This window comes from Mesorhizobium sp. M0048 (genome assembly GCF_040323405.1).
Classification (GTDB): Bacteria; Pseudomonadota; Alphaproteobacteria; order Rhizobiales; family Rhizobiaceae; genus Mesorhizobium.
In genome coordinates, this window is sequence record NZ_JAMYUV010000003.1 from 183,191 (window position 1) to 209,499 (window position 26,309).

Sequence of the window (26,309 nt, forward strand, 5' to 3'; positions counted from 1 at the left end):
TCCCCAGTTGTGGCAGGCGCGTTTTGAAGACTGTTCCCGTTGACGCCCATAGCACCCCATGATATCCCATTCCGATACTCAAGCCTTCGTTCCGTGTCAGGGTGAAGCGTACGCCAATCGGGCAGCCGCGGCGGCTGCGCGTTTGCCTGCGTTCGCCCGTCATAACGAAGTGGGTTTTGGACGCCGACCGGGCTGGGGCGGCGCGGACAGGAAGATGCAGAGGGGTGCGGCGGCGCAAGCGGCCGTAACGCGCAATGGACCGGTTTCTGTCGAACGCGGTGAACAGGATCGATGCGAAGGGACGGGTGTCCGTGCCGGCGCATTTCCGTGCCGTTGTGCAGAAACGCGGCTATTCGGAACTTTATGCGCTACGCTGCCTGGATCGCCCGGCGATGGATGTCGGTGGGCTCGACCTGCTCGATCGCTACGAGCAGCGCATCGCCCAGGAAGACCCGTTCCTGCAGACGGCGGACGACATGTCGTTCTTCTGCCACGGCGATGGAACGTTTCTGAAGCTCGACCAGGACGGCCGTATCACGATGAGCGATTTCATTCGCGAGCATACCGGCATTTCAGCGGAAGTGGCCTTCGTTGGCCGCGGCAATTTCTTTCAGATCTGGGAGCCCGGACGGCTCAGCGCCTATGGGACGGAAGCACGCGCCCGGCTTTTGCAGCTTCGGCAGGGGACGAAGCCCGGGGAGCGGCCGGAATGATGGCGGGCGACGGCGATGAAGTTCATGCCGCTGGCGGACCAGCCCGCCACATTCCGGTCCTCCTTGCCGAAGTTCTGGAGGCGCTGGCCCCGACAAAAGGCGAGGTGATCGTCGACGGCACGTTCGGTGCCGGCGGCTACACCAAGGCCATTCTGGCAAGCGGAGCCTCGGTCGTCGCAATCGACCGCGATCCGGATGCGATCGCGGCGGGGCGGGCCCTTGAACAGCAGTCCGGCGGCAAGCTCAGGCTTGTCCAGGCACCGTTCTCGACGCTCGACGAACAGGTTGAAAGTGCCGATGGCGTCGTGCTCGACATCGGCATCTCCTCCATGCAGATCGACCAGCCGGAGCGCGGCTTTTCGTTCCAGGCCGATGGACCGCTCGACATGCGCATGGCGCAGGCGGGCCTGAGCGCCGCCGACGTCGTCAACACCTTCAAGGTGGGCGATCTTGCCCGCATCTTCGGTTTTCTTGGCGAGGAACGCCATGCCGGGCGCATCGCCCGCATGATTGAAAGCCGTCGTGAAAAACGCCCCTTCGAGCGCACGCTCGACCTTGCCGATGCCATCGAGACGCATATCGGTCGCGCGCCAAAAGACAAGATCCATCCGGCCACCCGCGTTTTCCAGGCGCTGCGCATCTTCGTCAATGACGAGCTCGGCGAACTGGCCAAGGCACTGTTTGCCGCCGAGCGCGCGCTGAAACCGGGCGGGCGGCTTGCCGTGGTGACCTTCCATTCCCTGGAGGACCGCATTGTCAAGCGCTTCATCGCCGACAGAGCCGATTCAGCGACCGGATCGCGGCATCTGCCCGAGGCCCAGGCGCGCACCGCCACCTTCAGCAAGAAGGGCGGCGGCGTGACGCCTGGCGATGCCGAGATATCGGCAAATCCGCGGGCGCGTTCGGCAAGGCTGCGCGCTGCGATCCGTACAGAGGCGCCGGCGCGTGCCGGCGATTTTTCGATTTTCGGCCTGCCAAAACTGCCTGGCCCAAAGCTTCCCGGCGCCGATCGACCGGGAGAGAGGTGAGCACGTGTTTCGTACCAGCGACATAGTCCTGATCGCCGTCATGGTTTCGGCGGCTGCCCTGACCTACAAGACCAAGCGCGAGGCCGAGGAGCAACTGGCGGCAGTGCACAAGATCCAGGCGCAGATCCGTTATGAAGAGGACACGATCGACCTGCTCAAGGCGGACTGGAGCCTGCTTACCCAGCCGTCGCGCCTGCAAAAGCTCACCGAAATCTACAAATCGCAACTCGGACTCGAGCCGGTCAATGCGCGGCAGATCGTCGGGCTGGACGATCTGCCGGCGAAACCCGTCAACATCGAGGACCTTTCATCGCAGCGGCTGGGCGGCATGGCCGATGTCGGCGGAAAGGATCCCGTGGTGACCGGAGGCATCATCCAATGACCAGCGGATTTCCAATCGCCGCCAGATTTCCAAAGGTTGGGAAGCTGCTGAAGCGCGGTTCGAAGCCCGGTGGGGGCGGATCGATCGTCGTCGAAGGAGCCCGCAAGGCGACCGGTGGCAAGGGCAGGACCCGCATCGTCATGACGATGGCGGTGTTCTTCGGCATCTATTCGACCATTGCCGGGCGGTTGGTCTATCTGGGTTTCCAGAATCCCGACCTGTCGGGCGGCCCGCAGAGCCGGGTGACGGCATCGCGACCCGACATCGTCGACCGTAACGGCGAAGTGCTGGCGACCGACATCAAGACGGCGTCGCTGTTTGCTGAGCCGCGCCGCATCGTCGATGCCGACGAGGCGATCGAAAAACTGTCGACGGTGCTTCCCGAGATCGACTACGAGCAGACATACAACAAGCTGAAGAGCGGCGCCGGCTTCGTCTGGCTGCAGCGGCAACTGACGCCGAAGCAGCAGGCCGACATCATGCAGCTCGGCATCCCCGGCTTCGGCTTCCGCACCGAAAAGCGCCGGTTCTATCCGGCCGGCGAAACCTCGTCCTACATTGTCGGCCTCACCAACATCGACAATCAGGGCATCTCCGGCATGGAGAAATACATAGACGAACAAGGCTTGAGCGACCTTCAGGCGTCGGGCCTGGCGGTGGCCAAGGATTTGAAACCGGTGCAGCTCTCGATCGACCTGCGCGTCCAGCATATCGTGCGCGACGAGGTCGCCACCGGCATGGAAAAGTACCACGCGATCGCGGCGGGTGCCGTCGTGCTCAACGTCAAGACGGGCGAGGTGCTGGCGATGGCCTCCGTTCCGGATTTCGATCCGAACAACCCCTATAATGCGCAGGACAAGGACCGGCTCAACCGAATGTCCGCAGGCCTCTACGAAATGGGGTCGACCTTCAAGAGCTTCACCACCGCCATGGCGCTCGATTCCGGCAAGATAACGCTGCAAAGCCGCTTCGACGCGTCGCGCCCGATCAGGATCGGCCATCAAACCATCCATGATTTCCATGCCAAGGGCCGGATACTGTCAGTTCCGGAAGTGTTCATCTATTCGTCCAATATCGGTTCTGCCAAGGAAGCCGAAGCGGTTGGCATCGACGGACACCGCGAATTCCTGCATCGCCTGGGAATCCTCGAGAAGATGCAGACCGAACTGCCGGAAGTCGCTCGTCCGACCGAGCCCAAGGTCTGGAAGCAGGTCAATTCGATCACCATCGCCTTCGGCCACGGCGTGTCGACGACTCCGCTACAGACAGCGGTCGGCTGCGCCGCGCTGATGAATGGTGGCTATCTGATGGACCCAACCTTCCTGCCTCGCACGCAGGAGCAGGCGATGGCGGTCGCCAAGAAAGTGGTCAGCGACAAAACGGTCGAGGGTATGCGCTATCTCTATGCACTCAATGCCGAAAAGGGATCCGGTCGCAATGCACGGGTGCCAGGATACCGGGTGGGCGGCAAGACGGGAACGGCGGAGAAGGTCGTCAACGGCCGCTACTCGAAGGAAAAGAATTTCAACGCCTTCGTTGCAGCTTTCCCGATGGACGATCCGCAATACATAGTGCTTACGATCGCCGACGAACCGAAGCCGGAAAAGCCCGGCATGGGTGCTACGGCCGCCTCGAACGCGGGCATCATGGCTGCAAACATCATCCGACGTGCGGCTTCCATGCTTGGCGTGAAGCCAGATTTCAGCCATGAAAATGGTGCAACGCTGGTTTCCTATCAGTGATTCTTCGGGCGCGCCGGCAACTGCGCGTTATTTTGTTGCGATGAACGGGGTTCGATGAAGCTGAAAAATCTAGCCGGTATCCTGCCTGTCGATGGGACAGCTCCCTTCGACATGGAGGTTACAGGGATTTCGTCGGATTCCCGCCAGGTAACAGAGGGCGTCGTCTTTTTCGCGCTCACCGGCTCCAAGGCGGATGGCGCAGCCTATGCAGCCGACGCCGCGAGCCGCGGCGCCGCAGCGATCGTGGTCGGCAAGGGCAGTGCGGTCGCCGGGCTGCCAGTGCCGGTTCTTGTCGTAGACGATCCGCGCCTTGCGCTGGCGCAGAGTGCGGCCCGTTATTTCGGCAAGCAACCACAAACCATGGTCGCGGTGACCGGAACCAGCGGCAAGACCTCGGTCGCCGCATTCACCCGGCAGATATGGGAGCAGGCGGGTTTCGCCGCCGCCTCGATCGGCACGACCGGCGTGGTGGCGCCGGGCCGCAACGAATATGGCTCGCTGACCACGCCGGATCCGGTGGCATTGCACAGGCTGCTCAAGGAGCTGGCGGAGGCCGGCGTCACCCACGCCTCGATGGAAGCGTCCAGCCATGGCCTCGACCAGCGCCGGGTCGACGGCGTCAAGCTTACGGCCGGCGGCTTCACCAATCTCGGCCGCGACCATATGGACTATCATCCGACGGTCGAGGACTATCATCGCGCCAAATTGCGTCTGTTCGACGCGCTGCTGCCGAAGGGCGCGCCGGCCGTTATCTTTGCCGACGACCCGTGGTCGGAGCCGACAATCAAGGCGGCGCATGCAGCGGGACTGAATGTGCTGACGGTCGGACGCCACGGCGATTTCCTGCGGCTGAAGCGGGTCGAGCACGAGCGCCACCGCCAGCGCGCCGAGGTTGAAGCGGACGGCGTTCTCCATGAAGTCGACTTGCCGCTGGCTGGCGACTTCCAGATTGCAAATGCGCTGGTGTCGGCCGGCCTCGCCATTTCGACTGGAACATCTGTTGCCAAAGCGTTGATGGCGCTGGAGAAATTGAAGGGCGCGCCGGGACGGCTCGACCTTGTCGGGACGGCCGCCAACGGGGCGCCCGTCTATGTCGACTACGCTCACAAGCCAGATGCACTGGAAAACGTGCTAGCTTCGGTGCGCCCCTTTACCACTGGCCGCGTCATCGTCGTATTCGGTTGCGGCGGCGACCGCGACCGGGGCAAGCGGCCGATCATGGGCGAGATCGCCACAAGGCTGGCCGATGTCGTCATCGTCACCGACGACAATCCCCGCTCGGAAGTCCCCGAGACGATCCGCGCCGCGATCCTGGCGGCTGCACCGGGGGCGATCGAGATCGGCGACCGGCGCAAGGCCATCCACCAGGCAGTCGGGATGCTTCACGCCGGCGATACGCTGATCGTGGCCGGCAAGGGCCATGAGGAAGGCCAGACCATCGGCGCCGAGACGCTGCATTTTTCCGATCATGAGGAAGTTCGCTCGGCGCTGCGGGAGCAAACGGCGTGAGCCATCTGTGGACCTCCGAGGCGCTGGTTGCCGCCATGGATGGCCGGCCGCTCGGTCCGATGCCGGAAGGCATCGCCGGCATTTCCATCGACAGCCGCAGCCTGCAGCCTGGAGACGCCTTCTTCGCCATCAAGGGCGAGGCCATGGACGGCCATGATTTCGTCACCGCCGCCATCAAGGCGGGCGCCGGCGTGCTGGTCGTCGCAGAGGGCAAGCTGCCGTCGCTGGGGCGGCTGACGGCACCGATGATCGTCGTGGAGGATGTGCTCGTCGCGCTGGAAAAGCTCGGCGTTGCGGCGCGCGCACGCTCAAAGGCGAGGGTGATTGCCGTGACCGGATCGGTGGGCAAGACCACCACCAAGGAAGCACTGCGCCACGCTCTCTCCGCGGTCGGTACCGTGCATGCATCGGTCCAGTCGTTTAACAATCACTGGGGTGTGCCGCTGACGCTGGCGCGCATGCCGCAGGATTGCGATTTTGCCGTCTTCGAGATCGGCATGAACCATCCGGACGAGATCCGGCCTCTGGTCAAGATGGTCCGGCCGCATGTCGCCATCATTACGCTGATCGCGGCCGCTCACCTCGGCTTCTTCCGCAACCTGGATGAGATCGCCAAGGCCAAGGCAGAGATTTTCGAGGGACTGGAACCCGGCGGCGCCGCCCTTCTCAACCGCGACGATGCGCGCTGGAAGCTGCTGGAGAAGATGGCGAAAGAGGCCGGCGTCGAGCATGTTTACGGATTCGGCGAGAATGCCCGGGCGACCTTCAAACTGATCAAATGCGAACTCGATGCCGACCATTCCGTGATAACCGCCAAGATTGGCGGGCACGAGATCGTCGCCAGGATCGGCGCGCCGGGCCGCCATATGGTGCAGAATGTGCTGGCGGTGCTGGGTGCAGCGCATCTGGTCGGAGCCGACGTCACCAGGGTTGCGCAGGCGCTGGCCGATCTGTCGCCCGAACGCGGACGCGGCAAACGCTATATGTTGCGCCACCCCAAGGGGCCGATCACGCTGATCGACGAGAGCTACAACGCCAATCCGGCGTCGATGAGCGCTGCAATGGCGCTGCTCAACACGACGCCGGTGTCGGGCGAGGGCAGGCGCATTGCCGTGCTCGGCGATATGCTCGAGCTCGGCAGCCATTCGGCGAAATTGCATGCCGCCCTTGCCGACCTGATCGTCGGCACCGACACGCGCACGGTTTTTCTCGGCGGCCCGGAAATGCGGGCGCTGGCCGACGTTTTGCCCGGCGAGATCAGGACGGAGTACCGCGCCGGCGCGGAAGATCTGAAACCGGTGCTTCTGTCGGAGTTGAGGCCGGGTGACGTGGTTATGATCAAATCGTCGAAAGGCATAGGCTTTTCAAAGCTGGTCGAGGCATTGCTCGGCAAGTTTCCGGCGGAAGCCACAACCAGTAGACAGACCTAGGATCGGTCCGGGGGACGCAAGCGCATGTTAACACTGCTCGTCGAATTTGCGGACAAGATCTCGGTCTTCAATGTCTTCCGCTACATAACTTTCCGCACCGGCGGGGCGCTGATCACAGCGGCGCTGATCGTGTTCATCTTCGGACCGACCATCATCAATTCGCTGAGGCTGCGGCAAGGCAAGGGACAGCCGATCCGCGCCGATGGGCCGCAGACGCATTTCAAGAAGGCGGGAACGCCGACCATGGGCGGGCTGATGATCCTGTCCGGCATCATCGGTTCGTCACTGCTGTGGGCGAACCTGTCGAGCATCTACGTCTGGGTGGTGATGCTGGTGACGCTGGGGTTCGGCTCAATCGGCTTTTACGACGACTACCTCAAGGTGACGAAGCAATCGCATCTCGGCTTTTCCGGCAAAGCGCGGCTGGGGCTCGAATTTGCCATCGCAGGCATCGCCGCCTGGGTGATCATGCATAACGGCCAGGCGCCGTTCTCGTCATCGTTGACATTCCCTTTCGCCAAGGAGTTTCTCGTCAATCTCGGCTGGTTCTTCATCCCGTTCTCGTGCTTCGTCATCGTCGGCGCCGGCAATGCGGTGAACCTGACCGACGGCCTCGACGGACTGGCGATTGTGCCGATCATGATCGCGGCGGCGTCCTTCGGCGTCATCGCCTATCTCTCCGGCAACGCGGTATTCGCCGAATATCTTCAGATCCATTTCGTGCCCGGTACCGGCGAACTGGCGGTGGTCCTTGGAGCGGTGATCGGCGCCGGGCTCGGCTTCCTGTGGTTCAATGCGCCGCCGGCGGCCATCTTCATGGGCGATACCGGCTCGCTGGCGCTGGGCGGGCTGATCGGCACGGTCGCGGTGGCGACCAAGCACGAGATCGTGCTGGTCATCGTCGGAGGCCTGTTCGTTGTCGAGATATTCTCGGTCATCATCCAGGTCGGCTATTTCAAGATGACCGGCAAGCGCGTCTTCCTGATGGCGCCGATCCACCATCATTTCGAAAAGCTCGGCTGGACCGAAAGCCAGGTGGTGATCCGCTTCTGGATCATCGCCGTCATCCTGGCGCTGGTCGGCCTGTCGACCCTGAAGCTCAGATAGGAGGCCGCTTGATCCCCGCCGCATCCTTTTCAGGCAAGCGCGTTTCGCTCTTCGGGCTCGGCGGCTCGGGGATCGCCACGGCGCGCGCGCTGATCGAAGGCGGCGCAGATGTGCTGGCCTGGGACGACAATCCCGACAGCGTCGCCAAGGCTGGCGCGGTCGGTATTGCAACCGCGGACCTGCGCGGCGCGGACTGGGCGAGGTTTTCCGCCTTCGTGCTGTCGCCCGGCGTGCCGCTGACGCACCCGAAGCCGCACTGGACTGTCGAGCTCGCGCGGGGCTCCGGCGTCGAGATCATAGGCGATATCGAGCTTTTCTGCCGCGAGCGGACGGCGCGGGCGCCGGAAGCACCTTTCATTGCGATCACCGGCACCAACGGCAAGTCGACGACCACGGCATTGACGGCGCACATACTCAAGTCGGCCGGGCGCGACACGCAGATGGGCGGCAATATCGGCCGTGCGGTGATGACGCTCGATCCGCCGCAGCCCGAGCGGCACTATGTGGTTGAGTGCTCTTCCTACCAGATCGACCTTGCCCCCTCGATCAATCCGACGGCCGGCGTCCTGCTCAATCTGACGCCGGACCATCTCGACCGCCATGGCACGATGCAACACTACGCCTCGATCAAGGAGCGGCTGGTGGCCGGCAGCGAGACGGCAATCATCGGCGTCGACGATTCCTGGTGCGCCCAGATCGCCGACCGGCTGGAGCGGGCAGGCCGGCAGGTCATTCGGATTTCCAAGCGCCTGCCCCTGACCGACGGTTATTTCGCCGACGGCACGAATTTAATGGAAGCCGTGCACGGCCGCTACAGCCGGGTCGCCTTCCTCGAAGGCATCGGCTCCTTGCGCGGCCAGCACAATGCGCAGAATGCACTGGCCGCCGCCGCCGCCTGCCTCAAGGTCGGGCTCGAACTCGGCGAGATCCAATCCGGACTGGAGAGTTTCCCCGGGCTGGCGCACCGCATGGAGCAGGTCGGCCGCAAAGGGCATGTGCTGTTCGTCAACGATTCCAAGGCGACCAATGCCGATGCCGCTGCACCGGCGCTGTCGAGCTTTGCGCGTATCCATTGGATTGCCGGCGGCCTGCCGAAGGAGGGCGGCATCGAGCAGTTGCGCGGCTTCTTCCCGCGCATCGCCAAGGCCTATCTGATCGGCGAAGCTGCACCGGCCTTTTCGGCGACGCTGGGCGAGGCGGTGCCTTACGAGATCTCAGGCACGTTGGCCGCGGCAGTCGAACACGCCGCCCGTGATGCGGCCAGGGATAGTAGCGGCGAGGCGGTGGTGCTGCTGTCGCCGGCCTGCGCCAGTTTCGACCAGTTCAAGAATTTCGAAGTGCGCGGCGAGGCGTTCAGGCAGGCCGTAACCGCCATTGATGGCGTGATGCCCATCGGAGGGACACGATAATGCAAAGCCGTCTCGACAAAAGCCCGGTTGCGACCTGGTGGTGGACGATCGATCGCTGGTTCCTGGCGGCGTTCCTGTCGCTGATGGGGCTCGGCATCGTTTTGTCCTTCGCCGCAAGCCCGGCGGTGGCCGAGCGCATCGGGCTCGACAGTTTCCACTTCGCGACGCGCCAGATTATCTTCACCATTCCGGCACTTGGGGTGATGCTGGCTGTCTCGTTCCTTGAATCCAGGCAGATCCGGCGCATGGCGCTGGTCATGCTGTGCATCATGCTGTTTCTGATGGTGGCAGTGCTCTACATCGGCGTCGAGGTGAAGGGCGCGCGGCGCTGGGTGTCGCTTGCCGGTCTGTCGATCCAGCCATCCGAGTTCCTGAAACCGGCCTTCGTCATCATCTGCGCCTGGCTGTTCGCCGAGCACAAGCGGCAGCCCGACATTCCCGGCAATCTGTTCGCCATGTTGCTGCTTGCACTGGTTATCTCGCTGCTGGTGGCGCAGCCTGACCTGGGGCAGACCATGCTGGTGCTCGGCACCTGGGGGGTGATGTTCTTCATGGCCGGGTTGCCGTGGCTGTGGATCGTCGCGCTGGGTGCTGCCGGCGTCGGCGGCGTGTTCGCCGCCTATGCGGTGTTCCCGCACGTTGCCGGCCGCATCGACCGCTTCATGACCGGCGAGGGCGACACGTTCCAGGTCGACATGGGCCGCGAGGCGCTGATCAATGGCGGCTGGTTCGGCGTCGGGCCGGGCGAGGGTACCGTCAAGCGGGTCATCCCCGACAGCCACGCCGACTTCGTCTTCTCCGTCGCCGGCGAGGAATTCGGGTTGATCATGTGTTTCTTCATCATGTCCATCTTCGGCTTCATCGTGCTGCGCGGTCTCAACACGGCGCTCAAGGAGCAGGACGATTTCACCCGCTATGCGGTTGGCGGCCTGGTCACGGTCTTCGGCCTGCAGTCGGTCATCAACATGGCCGTCAATCTGCAGCTGATGCCGGCCAAGGGCATGACACTGCCGTTCATCTCCTACGGCGGCTCTTCGCAGATCGCGATCGCCATCTCGATGGGCATGGTGCTGGCGCTGACGCGCAAGCGCCCGGAAAAGCGCAAGCAGCTGGGCTTCATGCCGTCGCCGCGTGCGATGCCGGCGGAGTGAGATGGCGAAGGGGGTCATCCTGCTGGCGGCAGGCGGCACGGGCGGACACCTGTTCCCGGCCGAGGCGTTGGCGCACGAACTGACCAGGCGCGGCTGGACGGTGCATCTGGCGACGGACGAGCGCGCCGAGCGCTTTACCGGACAGTTCCCGGCAGCCGCCATCCATCCGATCCAGTCGGCGACGATGGGGTCGAAAAATCCTTTTGCCGTGCTCGCCGCGTTTTGGAAAATCTGGCGCGGCGTGCGGCAGGCATCGGCCGTCATCGCCAGCATCAAGCCCGCCATCGTGGTCGGCTTCGGCGGTTATCCGACACTGCCGCCGCTTTACGCGGCGACCCGGCGCAAGGTGCCGACGCTGATCCACGAGCAGAATGCGGTGATGGGCCGCGCCAACCGCGCGCTTGCCGGCCGCGTCGACGCCATTGCCGGTGGGTTCCTGCCTGAAGACAGCAGTGCCGCAGGCGCCAAGACGGTGACCACCGGCAATCCGGTCAGACCGCAAGTGCTGGAGGCGGCGAAGACACCTTATGCCGCATCGGCCGGCGAAGAGCCGTTCCGATTGCTGGTGTTTGGCGGCAGCCAAGGCGCGCAGTTCTTTTCCGACGCGGTGCCGGCGGCAATCGCCCGGCTTTCCGACGCACAGCGCAGGCGGCTGGCGATCACACAGCAGGCGCGCGCCGACGATGTGACGCGGGTGAAAGCCGCCTATGCCGCACTTGGCATTGGGGCCGAGGTGTCGCCGTTCTTCACCGACATGGCAAAGCGGCTGGCGGCGGCGCATCTGGTGATGTCGCGCTCCGGCGCATCGACCGTATCGGAAATCGCGGTGATCGGCCGGCCGGCGCTGCTGGTGCCCTATCCGCACGCGCTCGACCACGACCAGGCGGCGAATGCGGCGGCCCTTGCGGCAGCGGGCGGCGCCGAGGTGCATCCGCAATCCACGCTTTCGCCCGAGCACATTGCTGCGTTGATCGGGGCCTTGATGGATGATCCGGGCAGGGCGGCGACAATGGCCGCGGCGGCGAAATCATCCGGAAAACCGGATGCCGCGCGGTTGCTCGCCGATCTGACAGAGGCTATTGCGTCCAGGAAATCCGTTTCGGAATTCAGGAAGGAGACGCACGAATGAAGATGCCACAGACGATCGGCCTCGTGCATTTCATCGGCATTGGCGGCATCGGCATGAGCGGCATCGCCGAGGTGCTGCACAATCTCGGCTACAAGGTGCAAGGGTCCGACCAGGCCGACAGCGCCAATGTGCAGCGGCTGCGCGACAAGGGCATCGAATGCTTCGTCGGCCACCAGGCCGAAAACCTCGGCGAGGCCGAGGTGGTCGTCGTCTCCACCGCAATCAAGAAATCCAATCCGGAACTGAAGGCGGCGAGAGAGAAGTTGCTGCCGATCGTGCGGCGCGCCGAAATGCTAGCCGAGTTGATGCGGTTCCGCCAAGCGGTCGCGATCGGCGGCACGCATGGCAAGACGACGACGACTTCGATGGTGGCGACGCTACTCGAAGCCGGCGGGCTCGACCCGACGGTGATCAATGGCGGCATCATCAATGCCTATGGCACCAATGCCCGCATGGGCGACGGCGAATGGATGGTGGTCGAGGCCGACGAGAGCGACGGCACCTTCCTCAGGCTGCCGGCCGAGATTGCCGTCGTCACCAATATCGACCCCGAGCATCTCGATCATTACGGCTCCTTCGACAAAGTGCGCGAGGCGTTTCGTCAGTTCGTCGAGAATGTGCCGTTCTACGGCTTCGGCGTGATGTGCACCGACCATCCCGAGGTGCAGGCGCTGGTCGCCCGCATCGAGGACCGGCGCGTCATCACCTATGGCGAAAATGCGCAGGCCGACGTGCGCTTCACCAATCACCGCATGGACGGCCCGACCTCGGAATTCGACGTGGTGATCCGCGATCGCAAGACGCACGGCCAGATAACGATATCAGGTCTGCGGCTACCCATGCCCGGACGTCACAATGTCTCCAATGCGACGGCGGCGATTGCCGTCGCGCATGAGCTCGGCCTTCCGGCTGAGGCAATTAAGAAGGGCCTGTCGTCCTTCGCCGGCGTCAAGCGGCGCTTCACCCATACCGGTTCGTGGAACGGTGTCGATGTGTTCGACGATTACGGTCATCATCCGGTCGAGATCACGGCGGTACTGAAGGCTGCGCGCAGCGCCACCAAGGGCCGCATCATCGCCGTTACCCAACCGCACCGCTTCACCCGGCTGCGCGATCTGTTTGACGAGTTTTCCGTCTGCTTCAACGACGCCGATACGGTAATGGTGGCGCCCGTCTATGCGGCCGGCGAGGAACCGATCGACGGCGTTACGTCCGACGCACTGGTGTCGCGCATCCGCTCCGGCGGCCATCGCGACGCACGCTACATCGAAGGTCCGGCGGCGATCGGGCCGATCGTTCGCGAGGTGGCGAAGCCGGGCGATTTCGTCGTTTTCCTCGGCGCCGGCAACATCACTCAATGGGCCTATGCGCTGCCCAAGGAACTCGGCGGGACCATCTCATGATGCGCGGCCAGGCGTTGATCGAGAAGCTTGGCGACCGGCTTGCCGGACTGCGCGGCCGCATCACGCCCAATGCCGAGATGGACAAGATCACCTGGTTTCGAGCCGGCGGGCTCGCGGACGCATTGTTCCAGCCGGCCGACGAGGACGATCTTGCCGCGTTCCTGAAGGCGGTGCCCGAGGAAATACCACTGACCATCGTCGGCGTCGGCTCGAACCTGCTTGTCCGTGACGGCGGCATTGCGGGCTTCGTCATCCGGCTTTCGGCCAAAGGCTTTGGCGAGACCGAAGTAATTGCGCCGACCATGATCAAGGCGGGCGCCGCAACGCCCGACAAGCGTCTTGCGGCCGTTGCCTACGAGGCCGGCATTGGTGGCTTTCACTTCTACCACGGCATTCCCGGCGCCATTGGCGGAGCGCTGAGGATGAACGCCGGCGCCAATGGCGTCGAGACACGCGAGCGTGTGGTCGAGGTGCGGGCACTCGACCGCAAGGGCAATGTTCATACGCTGAGCAATGCCGACATGGGCTATGCCTATCGCCATTCAGCGGCGCCGTCGGGGCTGATCTTCACATCGGCGCTGCTCGAAGGCGTTCCCGAGGACAAGGCGGCGATCAAGGCCGCGATGGATGCTGTCCAGAACCATCGCGAGACCGTGCAGCCGATCCGCGAAAAAACCGGGGGCTCGACCTTCAAGAATCCCGAGGGCACCTCGGCCTGGAAGGAAATCGACAAGGCCGGCTGCCGCGGCCTGATGGTCGGCGGGGCGCAGATGTCGCCGATGCATTGCAACTTCATGATCAACACCGGAACCGCCACCGGCTACGAGCTTGAATATCTCGGTGAGACGGTGCGTGCGCGCGTGCTCGAAAAATCGGGCATCCGGCTGCAGTGGGAGATCAAGCGCATCGGTAATTTTCGGCCGGGCCATGCGGTCCAGGAATTTCTCGGGCAGTTGCTTTAGGCAAGTCGACCGCCGTTGCTTTTCGGACTCATGAATTCACATTTTGCTGCCGTTTTTGCGGAAAGTGAATCCATCGGAATCGTAAGCACTTGCCAGCGAATCAACTCTCTGATTCTCTGCCCTGAAGCGTTTCCTGATTTGAGTCGTTTCGACGCGTTGCTCGCGTTTCCGTCTGGGGGGCAACCTGCCGGGAGACTCGGACTCAATGTTGCGGAAACACGGAGCGAAGTTGCTCGGCGCGTATGAGTGTGCGCGATGCTTTTCGGGTCATGCACGATAGTGCAGGCCTGCTGCGAGAGGAAATGACGGGGAATGACAAGCAAGCACGTGGCCGTCCTTCTGGGAGGATTCTCGTCCGAGCGGCCCGTGTCCCTGTCGTCGGGCAAAGCCTGCGCCGATGCGCTCGAGGGAGAGGGCTACCAGGTCACCCGCGTCGACGTCTCGCGCGACATCGGCTCGGTGCTCAGCGCGCTCAAGCCTGACGTCGTCTTCAACGCACTGCACGGCCCTTTCGGCGAGGACGGCACCATCCAGGGCATCCTCGAGTACCTCGCCATTCCGTACACGCATTCGGGCGTGCTTGCCTCGGCGCTCGCGATGAACAAGGAACAGGCCAAGAAGGTCGCCAAGGCGGCCGGCATTCCGGTGGCGGAATCGAAGGTGGCCAATCGCTTCGCCATCCAGAACAAGCACCCGATGAAGCCGCCCTATGTGGTCAAGCCGGTCAACGAAGGGTCGAGCTTCGGTGTCGTCATCGTGCATGAAGGCCAGTCGCATCCGCCGCAGATCATCGGCTCGTCCGAGTGGAGATACGGCGATACGGTCATGGTCGAGCGTTATGTGCACGGGCGGGAATTGACCTGCGCGGTGATGGGCGATGTGGCGCTCGGTGTCTGCGAGATCATCCCGACCGGCCATTCCTTCTACGACTATGATTCAAAATACGTCGCGGGAGGATCAAAACACGAATGCCCGGCAAAACTTTCACCGAATATTTACCAAAAAATACAGACACTGGCACTCAAGGCTCATCAAGCTATCGGCTGTCGGGGCGTTTCCCGATCGGACTTCCGTTATGACGATCGTCACTCCGAAAACGGCGAAATTGTCTGGCTCGAGGTCAACACCCAGCCGGGCATGACGCCGACGTCTTTGGTGCCGGAAATCGCCGCGCAAGCGGGACACTCGTTCGGCGATTTGTTGAGTTGGATGGTGGAGGACGCTTCGTGTCTGCGTTGAAGTGGGGACAGGGCAGGGGGAAGGGCGCGGCCGGGCCGGCGCTGTTCGGCATGCCGTTGTCGTTCGACCATTTCGTGCTGCCGCGCCTGCTCCGCCGGCCGGTGCGCGTGCTGGCGCGCCTCGGCGAGGGCGACTTCGAAGCGCCGCCCTATTGCGCTGCCATGCTGTCGGCGGCGTTGCTTATTTCGAGCAGTGCCTATGGCGCCTATCTCGGCGGACATGCCGACGCCATCGTCCAGAGTGTCACCGCCCGAACCGGCTTTGCCGTCGATCAGGTCAAGGTCGTCGGCAACCGCGAAACATCCGAGATCGATATTCTCGACAGGCTGGAACTCGACGGCTGGACCTCGCTGATCGGCTTCGACGCCGAAACCGCGCGCGAACGCATCACCACGCTACCCTGGGTCGAAGCCGCGGCAGTGCGCAAGGTCTACCCGCATACGCTGGAAGTGCGCGTCGAGGAGCGCGAGCCGTTCGCGCTGTGGCAGCAAGGCAGCGCGCTTTCGGTCATCGAGAAATCCGGCGCCGTCATTGCGCCGTTCTCCGGCGGCAAGCAGATATTGCTGCCGCTGATCATCGGCACCGGCGCACCGGCCAAAGCGCCGGATTTCCTAGCGAAGATCAAGAATTATCCGGAGCTCGCCGCGCGGATCAAGGGCTATATCCGCATCGGCGAACGGCGCTGGGATCTCAAGCTTGAAAACGGCATCACGATCAAACTTCCCGAAGACGGCGAGGATCAGGCGATTGCCGACCTGGTCAGGATGGACCACGAGAACGGGCTTTTGACGCGCGACATCGCTGCCGTCGACATGCGCCTTTCCGATCGTCTGGTCGTCCAGCTGACGCCGGAGGCGGCGACACAGCGCGAGGCCGCGCTCAACGAAAAGCCCAAGATGCTGAAGCGCAAGCCGGAGACGAAAATATGAGCTGGCTTGGCGGCAATAGCGATGCTTCGGCGCGCCGGTCCGGCATCTTGACGGTGCTGGATGTCGGCTCCAGCAAGGTCTGCTGCGTGGTGGCCAAGCTCAAGCCGCGCGAGGATGGCAAGCTGCTGCGCGGACGCTCGCATCGCGTCCAGGTGATCGGCATCGGCCACCAGAAATCGCAAGGCGTGAAATCGGGCGTCGTCATCGATCTCGACCGCGCCGAGCACGCCATCCGTCTTGCCGTCGACGCCGCCGAACGCATGGCGGGACTGACGGTCGATTCGCTGATCGTCAACATGACTGCCGGCCGGTTGAAGAGCGAGGCTTTTTCGGCCACCATCAATCTCGGCGGCCATGAGGCCGACGAGGCCGACATCAAGCGCGTGCTTGCCGCCGGCGCCAAGCAGGCTCTGCGGGCCGAGCGCGAGGTGATCCATTCGCTTCCCGTAGCCTTTTCTCTGGATGCCGAGCGCGGTGTGCGCGATCCGCGCGGCATGGTTGGCGACCAGCTTGGCGTCGACATGCACGTGCTGACGGGCGACGCGGCGCCTTTGCGCAATCTTGAGCTCTGCATCAACCGCTCGCATCTGTCGGTCGAGCGCATGGTGGCGACGCCTTATGCCAGCGGGCTTGCCGCGCTGGTCGACGACGAGCTCGAAATGGGCGCGGCCTGCATCGACATGGGCGGCGGCACGACGACGATCTCGGTATTTTCGGAAGGCAAGTTCGTCCACGGCGACGCCATCGCGATCGGCGGCAACCACGTCACGCTGGATATGGCCAAGGGCCTGTCGACCTCGCTCGATGCCGCCGAAAGGCTGAAAGTGATGCATGGCTCGGCGCTGCCTGGCAGTGCCGACGACCGCGACCTGGTTTCCATCCATCCGATCGGCGAGGACGGCGAGGTGCCGTTGCAGATCCCGCGCTCGGTGATGACACGCATCATCCGCGCCCGCATCGACGAGACGCTGGAATTGCTGCGCGACCGCCTGAACAAGTCCGGCTACGGCAATGCCGTCGGCAAGCGTGTGGTGCTGACCGGCGGCGCCAGCCAGCTTGCCGGCCTGCCCGAAGCAGCACGCCGCATTCTCGGCCGCAATGTGCGCATCGGACGCCCGCTTGGCGTGGCAGGCCTGCCCGAGGCGGCCAAGGGGCCGGCTTTTTCGACGCCCGTCGGGCTTCTGATCTACCCGCAGATGGCGAGCTTCGAGAGCCGCCCGGCGAAGGGAATTTCCGGTCTTCGGATGACCGGAACAGGCGGAAAACTGCATCGAATGAGTCAGTGGTTGAGAGACAGTTTTTAATTTGACGGGGACAGCCCCATAGGCGGCCGCGGCGGCGAAGCGGCGGGAAAGGCAAAGGACGAAGACAATGACCATCAATCTGCAGAAGCCGGACATCACCGAGCTCAAGCCGCGCATCACCGTGTTCGGTGTCGGCGGCGGCGGCGGCAATGCCGTCAACAACATGATCACCGCCGGCTTGCGCGGCGTCGAATTCGTGGTGGCCAACACCGACGCACAGGCACTGACGATGTCGAAGGCCGAGCGGCTGATCCAGCTCGGCGCGCATGTCACCGAGGGTCTCGGCGCCGGATCGCAGCCTGAAGTCGGGCGCGCGGCGGCGGAAGAGTGCATCGATGAGATCATCGATCATCTCTCCAACACGCATATGTGCTTCGTCACTGCCGGCATGGGCGGCGGCACCGGCACCGGGGCGGCTCCCGTCGTTGCCCGCGCTGCCCGCGAAAAGGGTATCCTTACCGTCGGCGTCGTCACCAAGCCGTTCCACTTCGAAGGCCAGCGCCGCATGAAGACGGCCGACATGGGTATCGAGGAACTACAGAAATGCGTCGACACCCTGATCGTCATTCCCAACCAGAACCTGTTCCGGCTGGCCAATGACAAGACCACCTTCGCCGATGCCTTCGCCATGGCCGACCAGGTGCTCTATTCGGGCGTTGCCTGCATTACCGACCTGATGGTCAAGGAAGGCCTGATCAATCTCGACTTCGCCGACGTCCGCTCGGTCATGCGCGAAATGGGCAAGGCGATGATGGGAACCGGCGAGGCTTCGGGCGAGGGCCGCGCAATGGCCGCGGCTGAAGCCGCCATCGCCAACCCGCTGCTCGACGAGACCTCGATGAAGGGCGCCAAGGGCCTGCTGATCTCGATCACCGGCGGCCGCGACCTGACCCTGTTCGAAGTCGATGAGGCCGCAACCCGCATTCGCGAAGAGGTCGACCAGGACGCCAACATCATTCTGGGTGCCACCTTCGACGAGGAACTCGAAGGCGTTATCCGCGTGTCGGTGGTCGCCACCGGCATCGACAAATCGGCGGCCGAAATCGCTGCCGCGCCGATCGCCATCCGCGCGGCTCCGCCGAAGCCGGTCAGCCGCCCGGCGGCCCAGGTCACGGAAATGCGCCCGGCGCCTGTCCAGCAACCGATCTATGAACCACGTGCTGCCGATCCGGTCGCCGAGGCCATTCAGCTCGCCGAGGCGAATGCGGCAGCGATGGCGCAGGCCCGCCCGGCACCGGTCGCCCATGCGGAAGACTTCCGTCCGCAGAGCAAGATCTTCCAGGCGCCTCCCGCTCAGCCGCAGCCAATGATGCAGCCGGCAGTTCAGCAAGCGATGCAGCCCGCTCCGCATCGTGAAATGCCGCAGCCGGTTGCCGCGGCACCCCAGCGCATGCCGCGGGTCGAGGATTTCCCGCCGCAGGTGAAGGCCGAAGTGGAAGCCAAGGCCCGCCCGGCCGACCACGAGAACAGCGGCCCGATGGGCTTGCTCAAGCGCCTGACCAACGGCTTGACCCGCCGCGAAGAGGAACCTGCAAGACTGCAGCCGGCGCAGCCTCGCGAACCGAAACTGCGCCAGGCGCCGGCGGAAGTGCGCCGCCTAGCCAGCCAGGATCCGCAGCTTTACGCACCGCGTCGCGGCCAGCTGGATGAGCAGGGCCGCCTGACGCCGCAGAGCCGGGCTGTCCAGGAAGACGATCAGTTGGAGATTCCCGCCTTCCTGCGCCGACAGGCCAATTGATCTGTTAACGGTTCGTAACAGTTGTTAACAGGCGAGCAGGAAACTGTTCGCCTGTTAATATTAAAAATACTTTTAAAACAAAGACTTATGCGGCAATCCCGCGCTGGGCCGCGGTTACAACGAGTAAGAAACCGTGATTTGGAGTCTCCCCGCGGGACCATTATCTTCGCCACCGACCAAAGTCGGTTTGCTGGGAGTCTCGGGGAAGTGGCCCTGCCTGCCGATCAATTAAGAGCCGCGCCCTCAGGGCAGATGAAGCGGACCTAGGCAGTACGGGCTATGGGGATTGTTTTGCACGACTATCAGACGACACTTAAATCGCGTGCGACGCTGACCGGCATCGGCGTTCACAGTGGCAATCCGGTCACTGTCCATTTCCTGCCGGCAGACGCCGATACGGGTGTCGTCTTCCAGCTTTCGAATGCAAACGGAAGCCACGAATTTCGCGCGCTCGTTTCCGAGGTCGGTGCCACCGACCTCTGCACCATGCTCGGCGATCCGCAAGGCGAGCACATCGCCACCGTCGAGCACCTGATGGCGACGCTTTTCGGGCTTGGGATCGACAATCTCGTCATCGAAATCGATGGCCATGAGGTGCCTATCCTCGACGGCAGCGCAGTGATGTTCGTCGAGGCCATTGACCAGGCAGGCATCGAAACGCTGCCGGTCAAGCGTCGCTACATCAGGGTGGTCAAGCCGGTTCGTATCGAGAACGGCGCCTGCTGGGCGGAGTTCCGGCCCTATGACGGCACGCGCTTCGAGATCGAGATCGATTTCGAAAGCCCGGCGATCGGGCGCCAGCTTTTTGCATCCGACATGAACGCCGACATTTTCCGGCGTGACGTCGCGCGGGCCCGCACTTTCGGTTTCATGAAGGACGTCGAGCGGCTGTGGGCGGCCGGCTATGCGCTCGGCTCCTCGTTGGAAAACTCCCTGGTGATCGGCGACGACAACCGCGTGATCAACATCGGAGGCCTGCGCTATCCGAACGAGTTCGCGCGCCACAAGACCATGGATGCGATGGGCGATCTGGCGCTCGCCGGCGCCCGGTTCATCGGCTGCTTCCGCTCCTATCGTGGTGGCCACAGGCTGAACGCCGCTGCGCTGCGCCGTCTATTGTCGGACCGTTCGGCTTTCGAGATCGTCGAGACGACGCGCCGCGAGCGCGGGCGTACCGCGGAGATGAGCGCCGTCAACGCACCCCTCTATGCGCCCTGGATGATCTGATTCTTAAGGTCTTACGGCCCACGTTGCGGTCAAGCTGTGTTGCATGGATGCATCACTGGCCGGCCAAATTACACGGCTTTCCAGGTGGCGCCAAACCGCCACAAAAATGTGCGATTGGCCGGGGATAGCGTTGCCGGGCAAGGCAATTATGGTTTATGGCTGCTGCCGTCGACTGAAATGACGCCGAAAGGGCGGAATCCAAACATGTTTTTCAAGCGAGTTGGTCAATCGAAGGCGCTGCGGCGGGCTGTTTTCCTGGCGCTTTCGGTGGTCGTTCCATCGCTGTTTCTGTCGGCCTGCATGTCGTCCGAGAAGGACGTCGACCTGTCGACCTATGTCGATCAGACCGAGCCGGCCGACGTGCTCTACAATCAGGGTCTCGCCAATCTGAATGCCGGGCGACTGCAGGAGGCAAGCCGCAAGTTCGATGCCGTCGACCGCCAGCATCCATATTCCGAATTCGCCCGCAAATCGATGGTGATGGGTGCCTTTGCCGACTACCGTCAGGGCAATTACGATGAGGCGATCGGTTCGGCCAAGCGCTACCTGACCCTCTACCCGTCGACCGACGATGCAGCCTATGCCCAATATATTATCGGGCTGAGCTACTACCGCCAGATCAAGGACGTCACCCAGGACCAGAAGGAAGCGCGTCTTACCGCGCAGACGATGCAGGACCTGGTGACGCGCTGGCCGACTTCCGAATATGTCGATGATGCCAAGGAGAAGATCCGCTTCGCCAACGATCAGCTCGCAGGCAAGGAGATGCAGATCGGCCGCTACTATCTCGAGCGCCGCGAATACATCGCGGCCGTCAAACGGTTCCGCAACGTCGTGGAGAACTATTCCAACACACGCCATGTCGAGGAAGCGCTGGCGCGTCTTACCGAGAGCTACTATGCGATGGGGCTGACGTCGGAAGCACAGACCGCTGCGGCCGTGCTCGGCACCAACTATCCCGACAGCCAGTGGTACAAGGACTCCTACAAGCTCCTGCAGAGTGGTGGGCTCGAGCCGCGCGAGAATGCCGGATCGTGGATCTCCAAGGCCGGGAAGCTGATCACCGGCGCCTGAGCGGCGCGTCACCATGCTCTCCAGACTGTCGATCCGCGATATCGTTCTGATCGAAAAGCTGGACATCGACTTCTCGTCCGGCCTTTCGGTCCTTACCGGCGAAACCGGCGCCGGAAAATCTATCCTGCTCGACGCTTTGTCGCTGGCGCTTGGCGCCCGCGGCGACGCTTCGCTGGTGCGGCATGGCGCGGCACAAGGCCAGATCATCGCCGTGTTCGACGTACCGCGCAACCACGCGGCTCGCATGCTGCTTGCCGAGAATGCCATCGAGGACGACGGCGACATCATCCTGCGCCGCGTCCAGACGGCTGACGGCCGCACGCGCGTGTTCGTCAATGACCAGCCGTCCAGCGTGACGCTGATGCGCGACATCGGCCGTGCGCTGGTCGAGATCCACGGCCAGCATGACGAGCGCGCTTTGGTCGATCCCGGCGCCCATCGCGAGTTGCTCGACAGTTTCGGCGGCCATCTCGGCGCTGCTCGGGCAACCGGCGAGGCGTGGCGGCATTGGCGTACCTGCGAGCAGGAATTTTCACGGCACCGGGCCAAAGTCGAGGCAGCTGCCCGTGAGGCCGATTATCTGCGTGCTGCGGTCGCCGAATTGACCAGGCTCGATCCGCAACCGGGCGAAGAGACCGAACTGGCCGAACTGCGCGCCTCGATGATGCGTGCCGAAAAGATCGCCTCGGAAATCCACGATGCGCAGGATGTGCTCTCGGGCCCGTCCTCGCCCTTGCCGCAACTGGCCAGCCTGCTCAGGCGGCTGCAGCGAAAGGCGACCGAAGCGCCGGGGCTGCTCGAGGACGTCGTCAAATCGCTCGACGAAGCGATGCTGTCGCTCGACGCGGCGCAGTCGGGCGTCGAAGCAGCACTTCGCGCGACCGAATATGATCCGCAGCGGCTGGAGAAGGCTGAGGAGCGGCTGTTTTCGCTGCGTGCCGCCTCGCGCAAGCACAGCGTCGCCGTGGATGACCTGGCGCAATTGCGTGACACCATGGCTGCCGACCTTGCCGATCTCGACGCCGGCGAGGAGCGCCTGCATGCGCTGGAGAAACAGGCTGCAGCGGCGCGCCAGGCCTACGACATTACGGCGGCCCAGCTGTCGTCGTTTCGCCATGCGGCGGCCGTCGGGCTGACCAAGGCGGTAATGGCCGAACTGCCGGCGCTGAAGCTCGAACGGGCCGAGTTCATCGTCGAGATCGCAAGCGATGCCGAGAGCCGCATGGAAGAAGGCATCGACCAGGTCGAGTTCTGGGTGCGCACCAATCCCGGCACCAGGCCCGGCCCAATGATGAAGGTCGCTTCCGGCGGCGAGCTTTCGCGCTTCCTGCTGGCGTTGAAAGTCGCGCTGGCCGATCGCGGGTCGGCGCCGACTTTGGTCTTTGATGAGATTGACACCGGCGTCGGCGGCGCGGTTGCCGACGCCATCGGCCAGCGGCTGGCGCGGCTGGCAAAACGCGTGCAGGTCCTTTCGGTCACGCATGCACCGCAAGTGGCCGCGCGCGCGGCGACGCATTTCCTCATCTCCAAATCAGGCGGTGCCGACCGGGTCTCGACCGGCATCGCCGAGATGGACCGGGCGGCACGGCAGGAAGAGATCGCACGCATGCTCGCCGGCGCCACCATTACAGACGAGGCGCGCGCGGCGGCCGAGCGGCTGCTGCGGGAGAACACCGCGGCAGCCTAGAGCGGTTCATCCTTCCGGAAACGCCGAACCGCTCTACCTCTTTGTTTTGCGCAATTCCGGACGGAAAACCGTTTCACAGTTTTCCTGGAATTGCTCCAGACGAGTTCGTTTCCGGCGCTCGCGACCTGAGTCAGGGTATGGCGCCATCCTGCTGTTCAGGAATGATTTTCGGCGTCTGGTCTCTCCCTGACGAGAGAATCCTGTTCTATTGTGTCGCGCCACCGTGGAGGGAGCAGTGCATGGACGAAAAACCAGTCGGTTCGCTCAGCGAAAGCGAGGCGGCAAGCGAGTTGATGCGGTTGGCGCAGGAGATCGCCGAGCACGACCGGCGCTACCATGGCGAGGACGCGCCGATAATCACGGATGCGGAATATGACGCGCTGACCCGGCGCAATCTCGCCATCGAACAGCGGTTCCCGCATCTTGTGCGCGAGGATTCGCCCTCGCGCAGGGTCGGCGCGCCGCCGGCGGAAGGTTTTGCCAAGGTGCGGCACGCGGTACCGATGCTCAGCCTGGCCAAGGCCTATACCGACCAGGACGTCGCGGACTTCATAGAACGGGGCCGGCGATTCTTTGATCGCGACAAGGATCTGAACATCGCCTTCACGGCAGAGCCGAAGATCGACGGGCTATCGGCTTCCCTGCGGTATGAAGGCGGTGTGTTCGTGCAGGGGGCAACGCGCGGCGACGGCGTCGTCGGCGAGGACATCACCGCCAATCTCAAGACCATCGCCGACATTCCCAAGACCTTGAAGGGATCGGGCTGGCCCGAGGTCATCGAAATACGCGGTGAGGTCTATATGACCTACGCGGAATTCGAGGCGCTGAAGCAACGCTCGGCGGCGATCGGCGGCCAGGATTACGTCAATCCGCGAAATACGGCGGCCGGGTCGCTCCGTCAGAAGGACCCGTCCGTTACCGCCAGCCGCAACCTCAAATTCTTTGCCTACGCCTGGGGCTATACTTCGAAGGATCCAGCTCCGACCCAATACGATTCCGTGCAAAAATTCGCGGAATGGGGGTTCAAGGTCAGTCCACTGATGGTCCGGGCAAAGTCGGTCGACGAACTGATCGCGCATTATCACCTCATCGAGGCCCAGCGCTCCTCGCTTGGCTATGACATCGACGGCGTGGTCTACAAGGTCGATCAATTGGAGCTGCAGCGCAGATGGGGCTTCGTCACCGGCGAACCACGCTGGGCCATCGCTCACAAATTTCCGGCCGAACAGGCGATGACGACCGTGCGCAGGATCGACATTCAGGTCGGCCGTACCGGTACGCTGGCGCCGGTTGCCCGGCTTGCCCCCATCACGGTCGGCGGCGTCGTGGTCGAAAATGTCACGCTTCACAACGAAGACTACATCAAGGGTCTGGACAGCAACGGCCAGCCGATCCGCGACGGCAACGACATACGTATCGGCGACACGGTGGTCATCCAGCGGGCGGGGGACGTCATTCCGCAGATCGTCAGCGTCGTCGTCGACAAGCGTCCGCCAGACGCCGTGCCCTACGAATTCCCGCACAAATGCCCGATCTGCGGCTCGCCGGCAACGCGCGAGATCAACGAGAAGACCGGCAAGGAAGATTCCCGCCGACGTTGCACCGGCGAGCTGATCTGCCCCGCCCAGGCCGTGGAAGGATTGCGTCACTTCGTGTCACGCGGCGCCATGGATATCGAAGGCCTGGGCGCTGAAAACATTGACCTGTTCTTCAATGCCGGGTTGGTCAAGACAGCAGCCGATATCTTCACTCTCCGGGATCGCCGTCCCGCCGTCATCAAGGCATTGGCGGAGCGGCGGGAGGAGCAGGCCAGACAGCGTGAGGCCGCATCGGGCAAAACGCGGAAGAATGTACGCGGTGTCGAAGAACGCAACTATGAAGGTCTCGACAAGCTCTTCGCTGCCATCGACGCTCGCCGCGAACCGGAACTCGATCGCTTCATCTTTGCGCTGGGCATCCGCCATATCGGCGAAACGACGGCCGCTGTGCTCGCCCGAACCTTCTCGACGGTCGAGGAGTTGATCCGCATTGGCAAGGAGACAGCAGCGGCAGCCGATCCACACAGCGTTTTTCCTTCGATCAACGGCATCGGCGATAGCGTGATAGGCGCTCTTCGCGATTTCTTCGGCAATGAACGCAACGACGCCGTGCTTGAAGCGCTGCTCACACAGGTCCACCCGAAGCCGTACATCGTGAACGTCTCAGCCGATAGTGCGGTCGCCGGCAAGACGATCGTGTTTACAGGCACGCTCGAAAAGATGACGCGCCCCGAGGCCAAGGCGATGGCTGAACGTCTCGGCGCGAAGGTCGCCGGCTCGGTTTCCGCGAAGACCGACCTCGTCGTCGCCGGGCCCGGTGCTGGCTCCAAGCTCAAGCTGGCTGCCGAACACGGTATCGAAGTCATCGATGAGGATGCCTGGCTCGAGCGGATCGGCAAGGGCTCGTGATGCCGGCTGAATTCAATGGTTTCGGTGGCAAGGCCATTCCCTTCCTCAAGGCACTGGATTTTCATCAGAGCCGGGAGTGGTTTTTGGAAAACCGCGAGCTCTTCGAGCGGGACCTGCGCAATCCCTTCGGCGATCTGGTCGAGGCGCTCTCCGAGCGCTTCACGGCATTGGGGCTCGGCCTGCGCGGCGACCGCAAGAAGTCGCTGTTCCGGATTAATCGCGACGTGCGTTTCGCCAAGGACAAACGGCCTTACAACCGGCATCTGTCGGCGATCCTTTCGCCCGACGGCACCAAGATGGAACAGGGCGTGTTTTACATCCACATCGGGCTCGAGCGCTGCTTTGCCGCTGTTGCCTGGTGGCAGCCCGGACCGGAGCTATTGCTGGCGCTGCGCAACGCCATCGCAAAGCGGCCCGCTGAGTTCCGCACGCTCGTCGCGGCGCTGAAGAAGAATGATCTCGAGCTCGACCCGGACGGCTGTATGAAGCGCACGCCGCGCGGCTTCGAGCACGTTATCGAGCCCGATCTCGTGGCCGCCATCCGCAACCGGCATTTCGCCGTCCGGCACGCAATCGAGCCGGCGGATATCTACGGAGCTGGATTGGTCGACGAACTCGTCGACTTCGTCATGCGGGCAAAACCGCTGCTCGACTGGGGCAGGGCGATCGAAGGCAAGGCTTCGCAGCGCTAGCGGAAAA

21 protein-coding genes are annotated in these 26,309 nt (G+C 63.4%); all 21 read left to right on the plus strand.

Features of this window, described 5'->3' with window-relative positions:
- Positions 1–254 precede the first annotated feature (254 nt).
- The 21 genes from mraZ (at position 255) to NKJ84_RS05135 (ending at position 26,302) form a co-directional block, all read left to right on the plus strand.
- Complete coding sequence (mraZ, locus tag NKJ84_RS05035) at positions 255–713, plus strand: division/cell wall cluster transcriptional repressor MraZ (protein ID WP_254818997.1); 459 nt, start codon at positions 255–257, stop codon at positions 711–713.
- Entirely contained in the window at positions 710–1,741 is a 1,032-nt protein-coding gene (gene rsmH / locus NKJ84_RS05040) for a 16S rRNA (cytosine(1402)-N(4))-methyltransferase RsmH (protein ID WP_352505594.1), read from the plus strand. Before mraZ ends, rsmH begins: the two co-directional genes overlap by 4 nt.
- A gap of 4 nt (positions 1,742–1,745) precedes the next feature.
- Positions 1,746–2,123 carry a cell division protein FtsL gene (gene ftsL, locus NKJ84_RS05045; RefSeq protein ID WP_254818995.1) on the plus strand — a complete coding sequence of 126 codons (378 nt, stop codon included), beginning with the start codon at positions 1,746–1,748 and terminating at the stop codon, positions 2,121–2,123.
- A complete protein-coding gene (locus tag NKJ84_RS05050) occupies positions 2,120–3,865 on the plus strand; it encodes a peptidoglycan D,D-transpeptidase FtsI family protein (protein ID WP_352505595.1) in 1,746 nt (581 codons plus the stop codon). Before ftsL ends, NKJ84_RS05050 begins: the two co-directional genes overlap by 4 nt.
- Before the next feature lie 54 nt (positions 3,866–3,919).
- Positions 3,920–5,374: a UDP-N-acetylmuramoyl-L-alanyl-D-glutamate--2,6-diaminopimelate ligase gene (locus NKJ84_RS05055; protein WP_352505596.1), complete on the plus strand. Its 1,455-nt coding sequence runs from the start codon at positions 3,920–3,922 to the stop codon at positions 5,372–5,374.
- Entirely contained in the window at positions 5,371–6,804 is a 1,434-nt protein-coding gene (locus tag NKJ84_RS05060) for a UDP-N-acetylmuramoylalanyl-D-glutamyl-2,6-diaminopimelate--D-alanyl-D-alanine ligase (protein WP_352505597.1), read from the plus strand. Before NKJ84_RS05055 ends, NKJ84_RS05060 begins: the two co-directional genes overlap by 4 nt.
- Positions 6,805–6,828: 24 nt before the next feature.
- Positions 6,829–7,911 carry a phospho-N-acetylmuramoyl-pentapeptide-transferase gene (gene mraY / locus NKJ84_RS05065; protein WP_254818991.1) on the plus strand — a complete coding sequence of 361 codons (1,083 nt, stop codon included), beginning with the start codon at positions 6,829–6,831 and terminating at the stop codon, positions 7,909–7,911.
- Between the two features lie 8 nt (positions 7,912–7,919).
- A complete protein-coding gene (murD, locus tag NKJ84_RS05070) occupies positions 7,920–9,320 on the plus strand; it encodes a UDP-N-acetylmuramoyl-L-alanine--D-glutamate ligase (RefSeq protein WP_352505598.1) in 1,401 nt (466 codons plus the stop codon).
- On the plus strand, positions 9,320–10,471 hold the full coding sequence (gene ftsW / locus NKJ84_RS05075) for a putative lipid II flippase FtsW (protein ID WP_023676765.1): 1,152 nt from the start codon (positions 9,320–9,322) through the stop codon (positions 10,469–10,471). The genes murD and ftsW overlap by 1 nt, the downstream gene beginning before the upstream one ends.
- A 1-nt stretch (position 10,472) precedes the next feature.
- Positions 10,473–11,600, plus strand: coding sequence for an undecaprenyldiphospho-muramoylpentapeptide beta-N-acetylglucosaminyltransferase (gene murG / locus NKJ84_RS05080; RefSeq protein WP_352505599.1), 1,128 nt, complete (start codon positions 10,473–10,475; stop codon positions 11,598–11,600).
- Positions 11,597–13,003 carry a UDP-N-acetylmuramate--L-alanine ligase gene (gene murC / locus NKJ84_RS05085; RefSeq protein WP_352505600.1) on the plus strand — a complete coding sequence of 469 codons (1,407 nt, stop codon included), beginning with the start codon at positions 11,597–11,599 and terminating at the stop codon, positions 13,001–13,003. Before murG ends, murC begins: the two co-directional genes overlap by 4 nt.
- Positions 13,000–13,965: a UDP-N-acetylmuramate dehydrogenase gene (gene murB, locus NKJ84_RS05090; RefSeq protein ID WP_352505601.1), complete on the plus strand. Its 966-nt coding sequence runs from the start codon at positions 13,000–13,002 to the stop codon at positions 13,963–13,965. Before murC ends, murB begins: the two co-directional genes overlap by 4 nt.
- 312 nt (positions 13,966–14,277) lie before the next feature.
- Complete coding sequence (locus NKJ84_RS05095; RefSeq protein WP_254818986.1) at positions 14,278–15,204, plus strand: D-alanine--D-alanine ligase; 927 nt, start codon at positions 14,278–14,280, stop codon at positions 15,202–15,204.
- Complete coding sequence (locus tag NKJ84_RS05100) at positions 15,192–16,133, plus strand: cell division protein FtsQ/DivIB (RefSeq protein ID WP_352505602.1); 942 nt, start codon at positions 15,192–15,194, stop codon at positions 16,131–16,133. The genes NKJ84_RS05095 and NKJ84_RS05100 overlap by 13 nt, the downstream gene beginning before the upstream one ends.
- Positions 16,130–17,437, plus strand: coding sequence for a cell division protein FtsA (gene ftsA, locus NKJ84_RS05105; protein ID WP_254818984.1), 1,308 nt, complete (start codon positions 16,130–16,132; stop codon positions 17,435–17,437). Before NKJ84_RS05100 ends, ftsA begins: the two co-directional genes overlap by 4 nt.
- A 67-nt stretch (positions 17,438–17,504) precedes the next feature.
- Positions 17,505–19,175 (plus strand): cell division protein FtsZ, encoded by a 1,671-nt coding sequence (gene ftsZ, locus NKJ84_RS05110; RefSeq protein WP_254818983.1) that lies wholly within the window; start codon positions 17,505–17,507, stop codon positions 19,173–19,175.
- Between the two features lie 279 nt (positions 19,176–19,454).
- Positions 19,455–20,402 (plus strand): UDP-3-O-acyl-N-acetylglucosamine deacetylase, encoded by a 948-nt coding sequence (lpxC, locus tag NKJ84_RS05115; protein WP_352505603.1) that lies wholly within the window; start codon positions 19,455–19,457, stop codon positions 20,400–20,402.
- A 204-nt stretch (positions 20,403–20,606) separates the two neighbouring features.
- The gene (locus tag NKJ84_RS05120; protein ID WP_254818981.1) at positions 20,607–21,476 is read left to right on the plus strand and encodes an outer membrane protein assembly factor BamD; all 870 of its coding nucleotides are present in this window, start codon (positions 20,607–20,609) and stop codon (positions 21,474–21,476) included.
- Between the two features lie 13 nt (positions 21,477–21,489).
- A complete protein-coding gene (gene recN / locus NKJ84_RS05125; protein ID WP_352505604.1) occupies positions 21,490–23,163 on the plus strand; it encodes a DNA repair protein RecN in 1,674 nt (557 codons plus the stop codon).
- A gap of 239 nt (positions 23,164–23,402) precedes the next feature.
- Positions 23,403–25,610: an NAD-dependent DNA ligase LigA gene (ligA, locus tag NKJ84_RS05130; RefSeq protein ID WP_352505605.1), complete on the plus strand. Its 2,208-nt coding sequence runs from the start codon at positions 23,403–23,405 to the stop codon at positions 25,608–25,610.
- Positions 25,610–26,302 carry a DUF2461 domain-containing protein gene (locus NKJ84_RS05135; protein WP_352505606.1) on the plus strand — a complete coding sequence of 231 codons (693 nt, stop codon included), beginning with the start codon at positions 25,610–25,612 and terminating at the stop codon, positions 26,300–26,302. Before ligA ends, NKJ84_RS05135 begins: the two co-directional genes overlap by 1 nt.
- Positions 26,303–26,309: the final 7 nt, after the last annotated feature.

Coding starts and splice junctions, on each gene's coding strand:
- mraZ (WP_254818997.1), top strand. CDS start 255: ATGGACCGGTTTCTGTCGAACGCGGTGAACAGGATCGATGCGAAGGGA.
- rsmH (WP_352505594.1), top strand. CDS start 710: ATGATGGCGGGCGACGGCGATGAAGTTCATGCCGCTGGCGGACCAGCC.
- NKJ84_RS05050 (WP_352505595.1), top strand. CDS start 2,120: ATGACCAGCGGATTTCCAATCGCCGCCAGATTTCCAAAGGTTGGGAAG.
- NKJ84_RS05055 (WP_352505596.1), top strand. CDS start 3,920: ATGAAGCTGAAAAATCTAGCCGGTATCCTGCCTGTCGATGGGACAGCT.
- mraY (WP_254818991.1), top strand. CDS start 6,829: ATGTTAACACTGCTCGTCGAATTTGCGGACAAGATCTCGGTCTTCAAT.
- ftsW (WP_023676765.1), top strand. CDS start 9,320: ATGCAAAGCCGTCTCGACAAAAGCCCGGTTGCGACCTGGTGGTGGACG.
- murG (WP_352505599.1), top strand. CDS start 10,473: ATGGCGAAGGGGGTCATCCTGCTGGCGGCAGGCGGCACGGGCGGACAC.
- murC (WP_352505600.1), top strand. CDS start 11,597: ATGAAGATGCCACAGACGATCGGCCTCGTGCATTTCATCGGCATTGGC.
- murB (WP_352505601.1), top strand. CDS start 13,000: ATGATGCGCGGCCAGGCGTTGATCGAGAAGCTTGGCGACCGGCTTGCC.
- NKJ84_RS05095 (WP_254818986.1), top strand. CDS start 14,278: ATGACAAGCAAGCACGTGGCCGTCCTTCTGGGAGGATTCTCGTCCGAG.
- ftsA (WP_254818984.1), top strand. CDS start 16,130: ATGAGCTGGCTTGGCGGCAATAGCGATGCTTCGGCGCGCCGGTCCGGC.
- ftsZ (WP_254818983.1), top strand. CDS start 17,505: ATGACCATCAATCTGCAGAAGCCGGACATCACCGAGCTCAAGCCGCGC.
- lpxC (WP_352505603.1), top strand. CDS start 19,455: ATGGGGATTGTTTTGCACGACTATCAGACGACACTTAAATCGCGTGCG.
- NKJ84_RS05120 (WP_254818981.1), top strand. CDS start 20,607: ATGTTTTTCAAGCGAGTTGGTCAATCGAAGGCGCTGCGGCGGGCTGTT.
- recN (WP_352505604.1), top strand. CDS start 21,490: ATGCTCTCCAGACTGTCGATCCGCGATATCGTTCTGATCGAAAAGCTG.
- ligA (WP_352505605.1), top strand. CDS start 23,403: ATGGACGAAAAACCAGTCGGTTCGCTCAGCGAAAGCGAGGCGGCAAGC.
- NKJ84_RS05135 (WP_352505606.1), top strand. CDS start 25,610: ATGCCGGCTGAATTCAATGGTTTCGGTGGCAAGGCCATTCCCTTCCTC.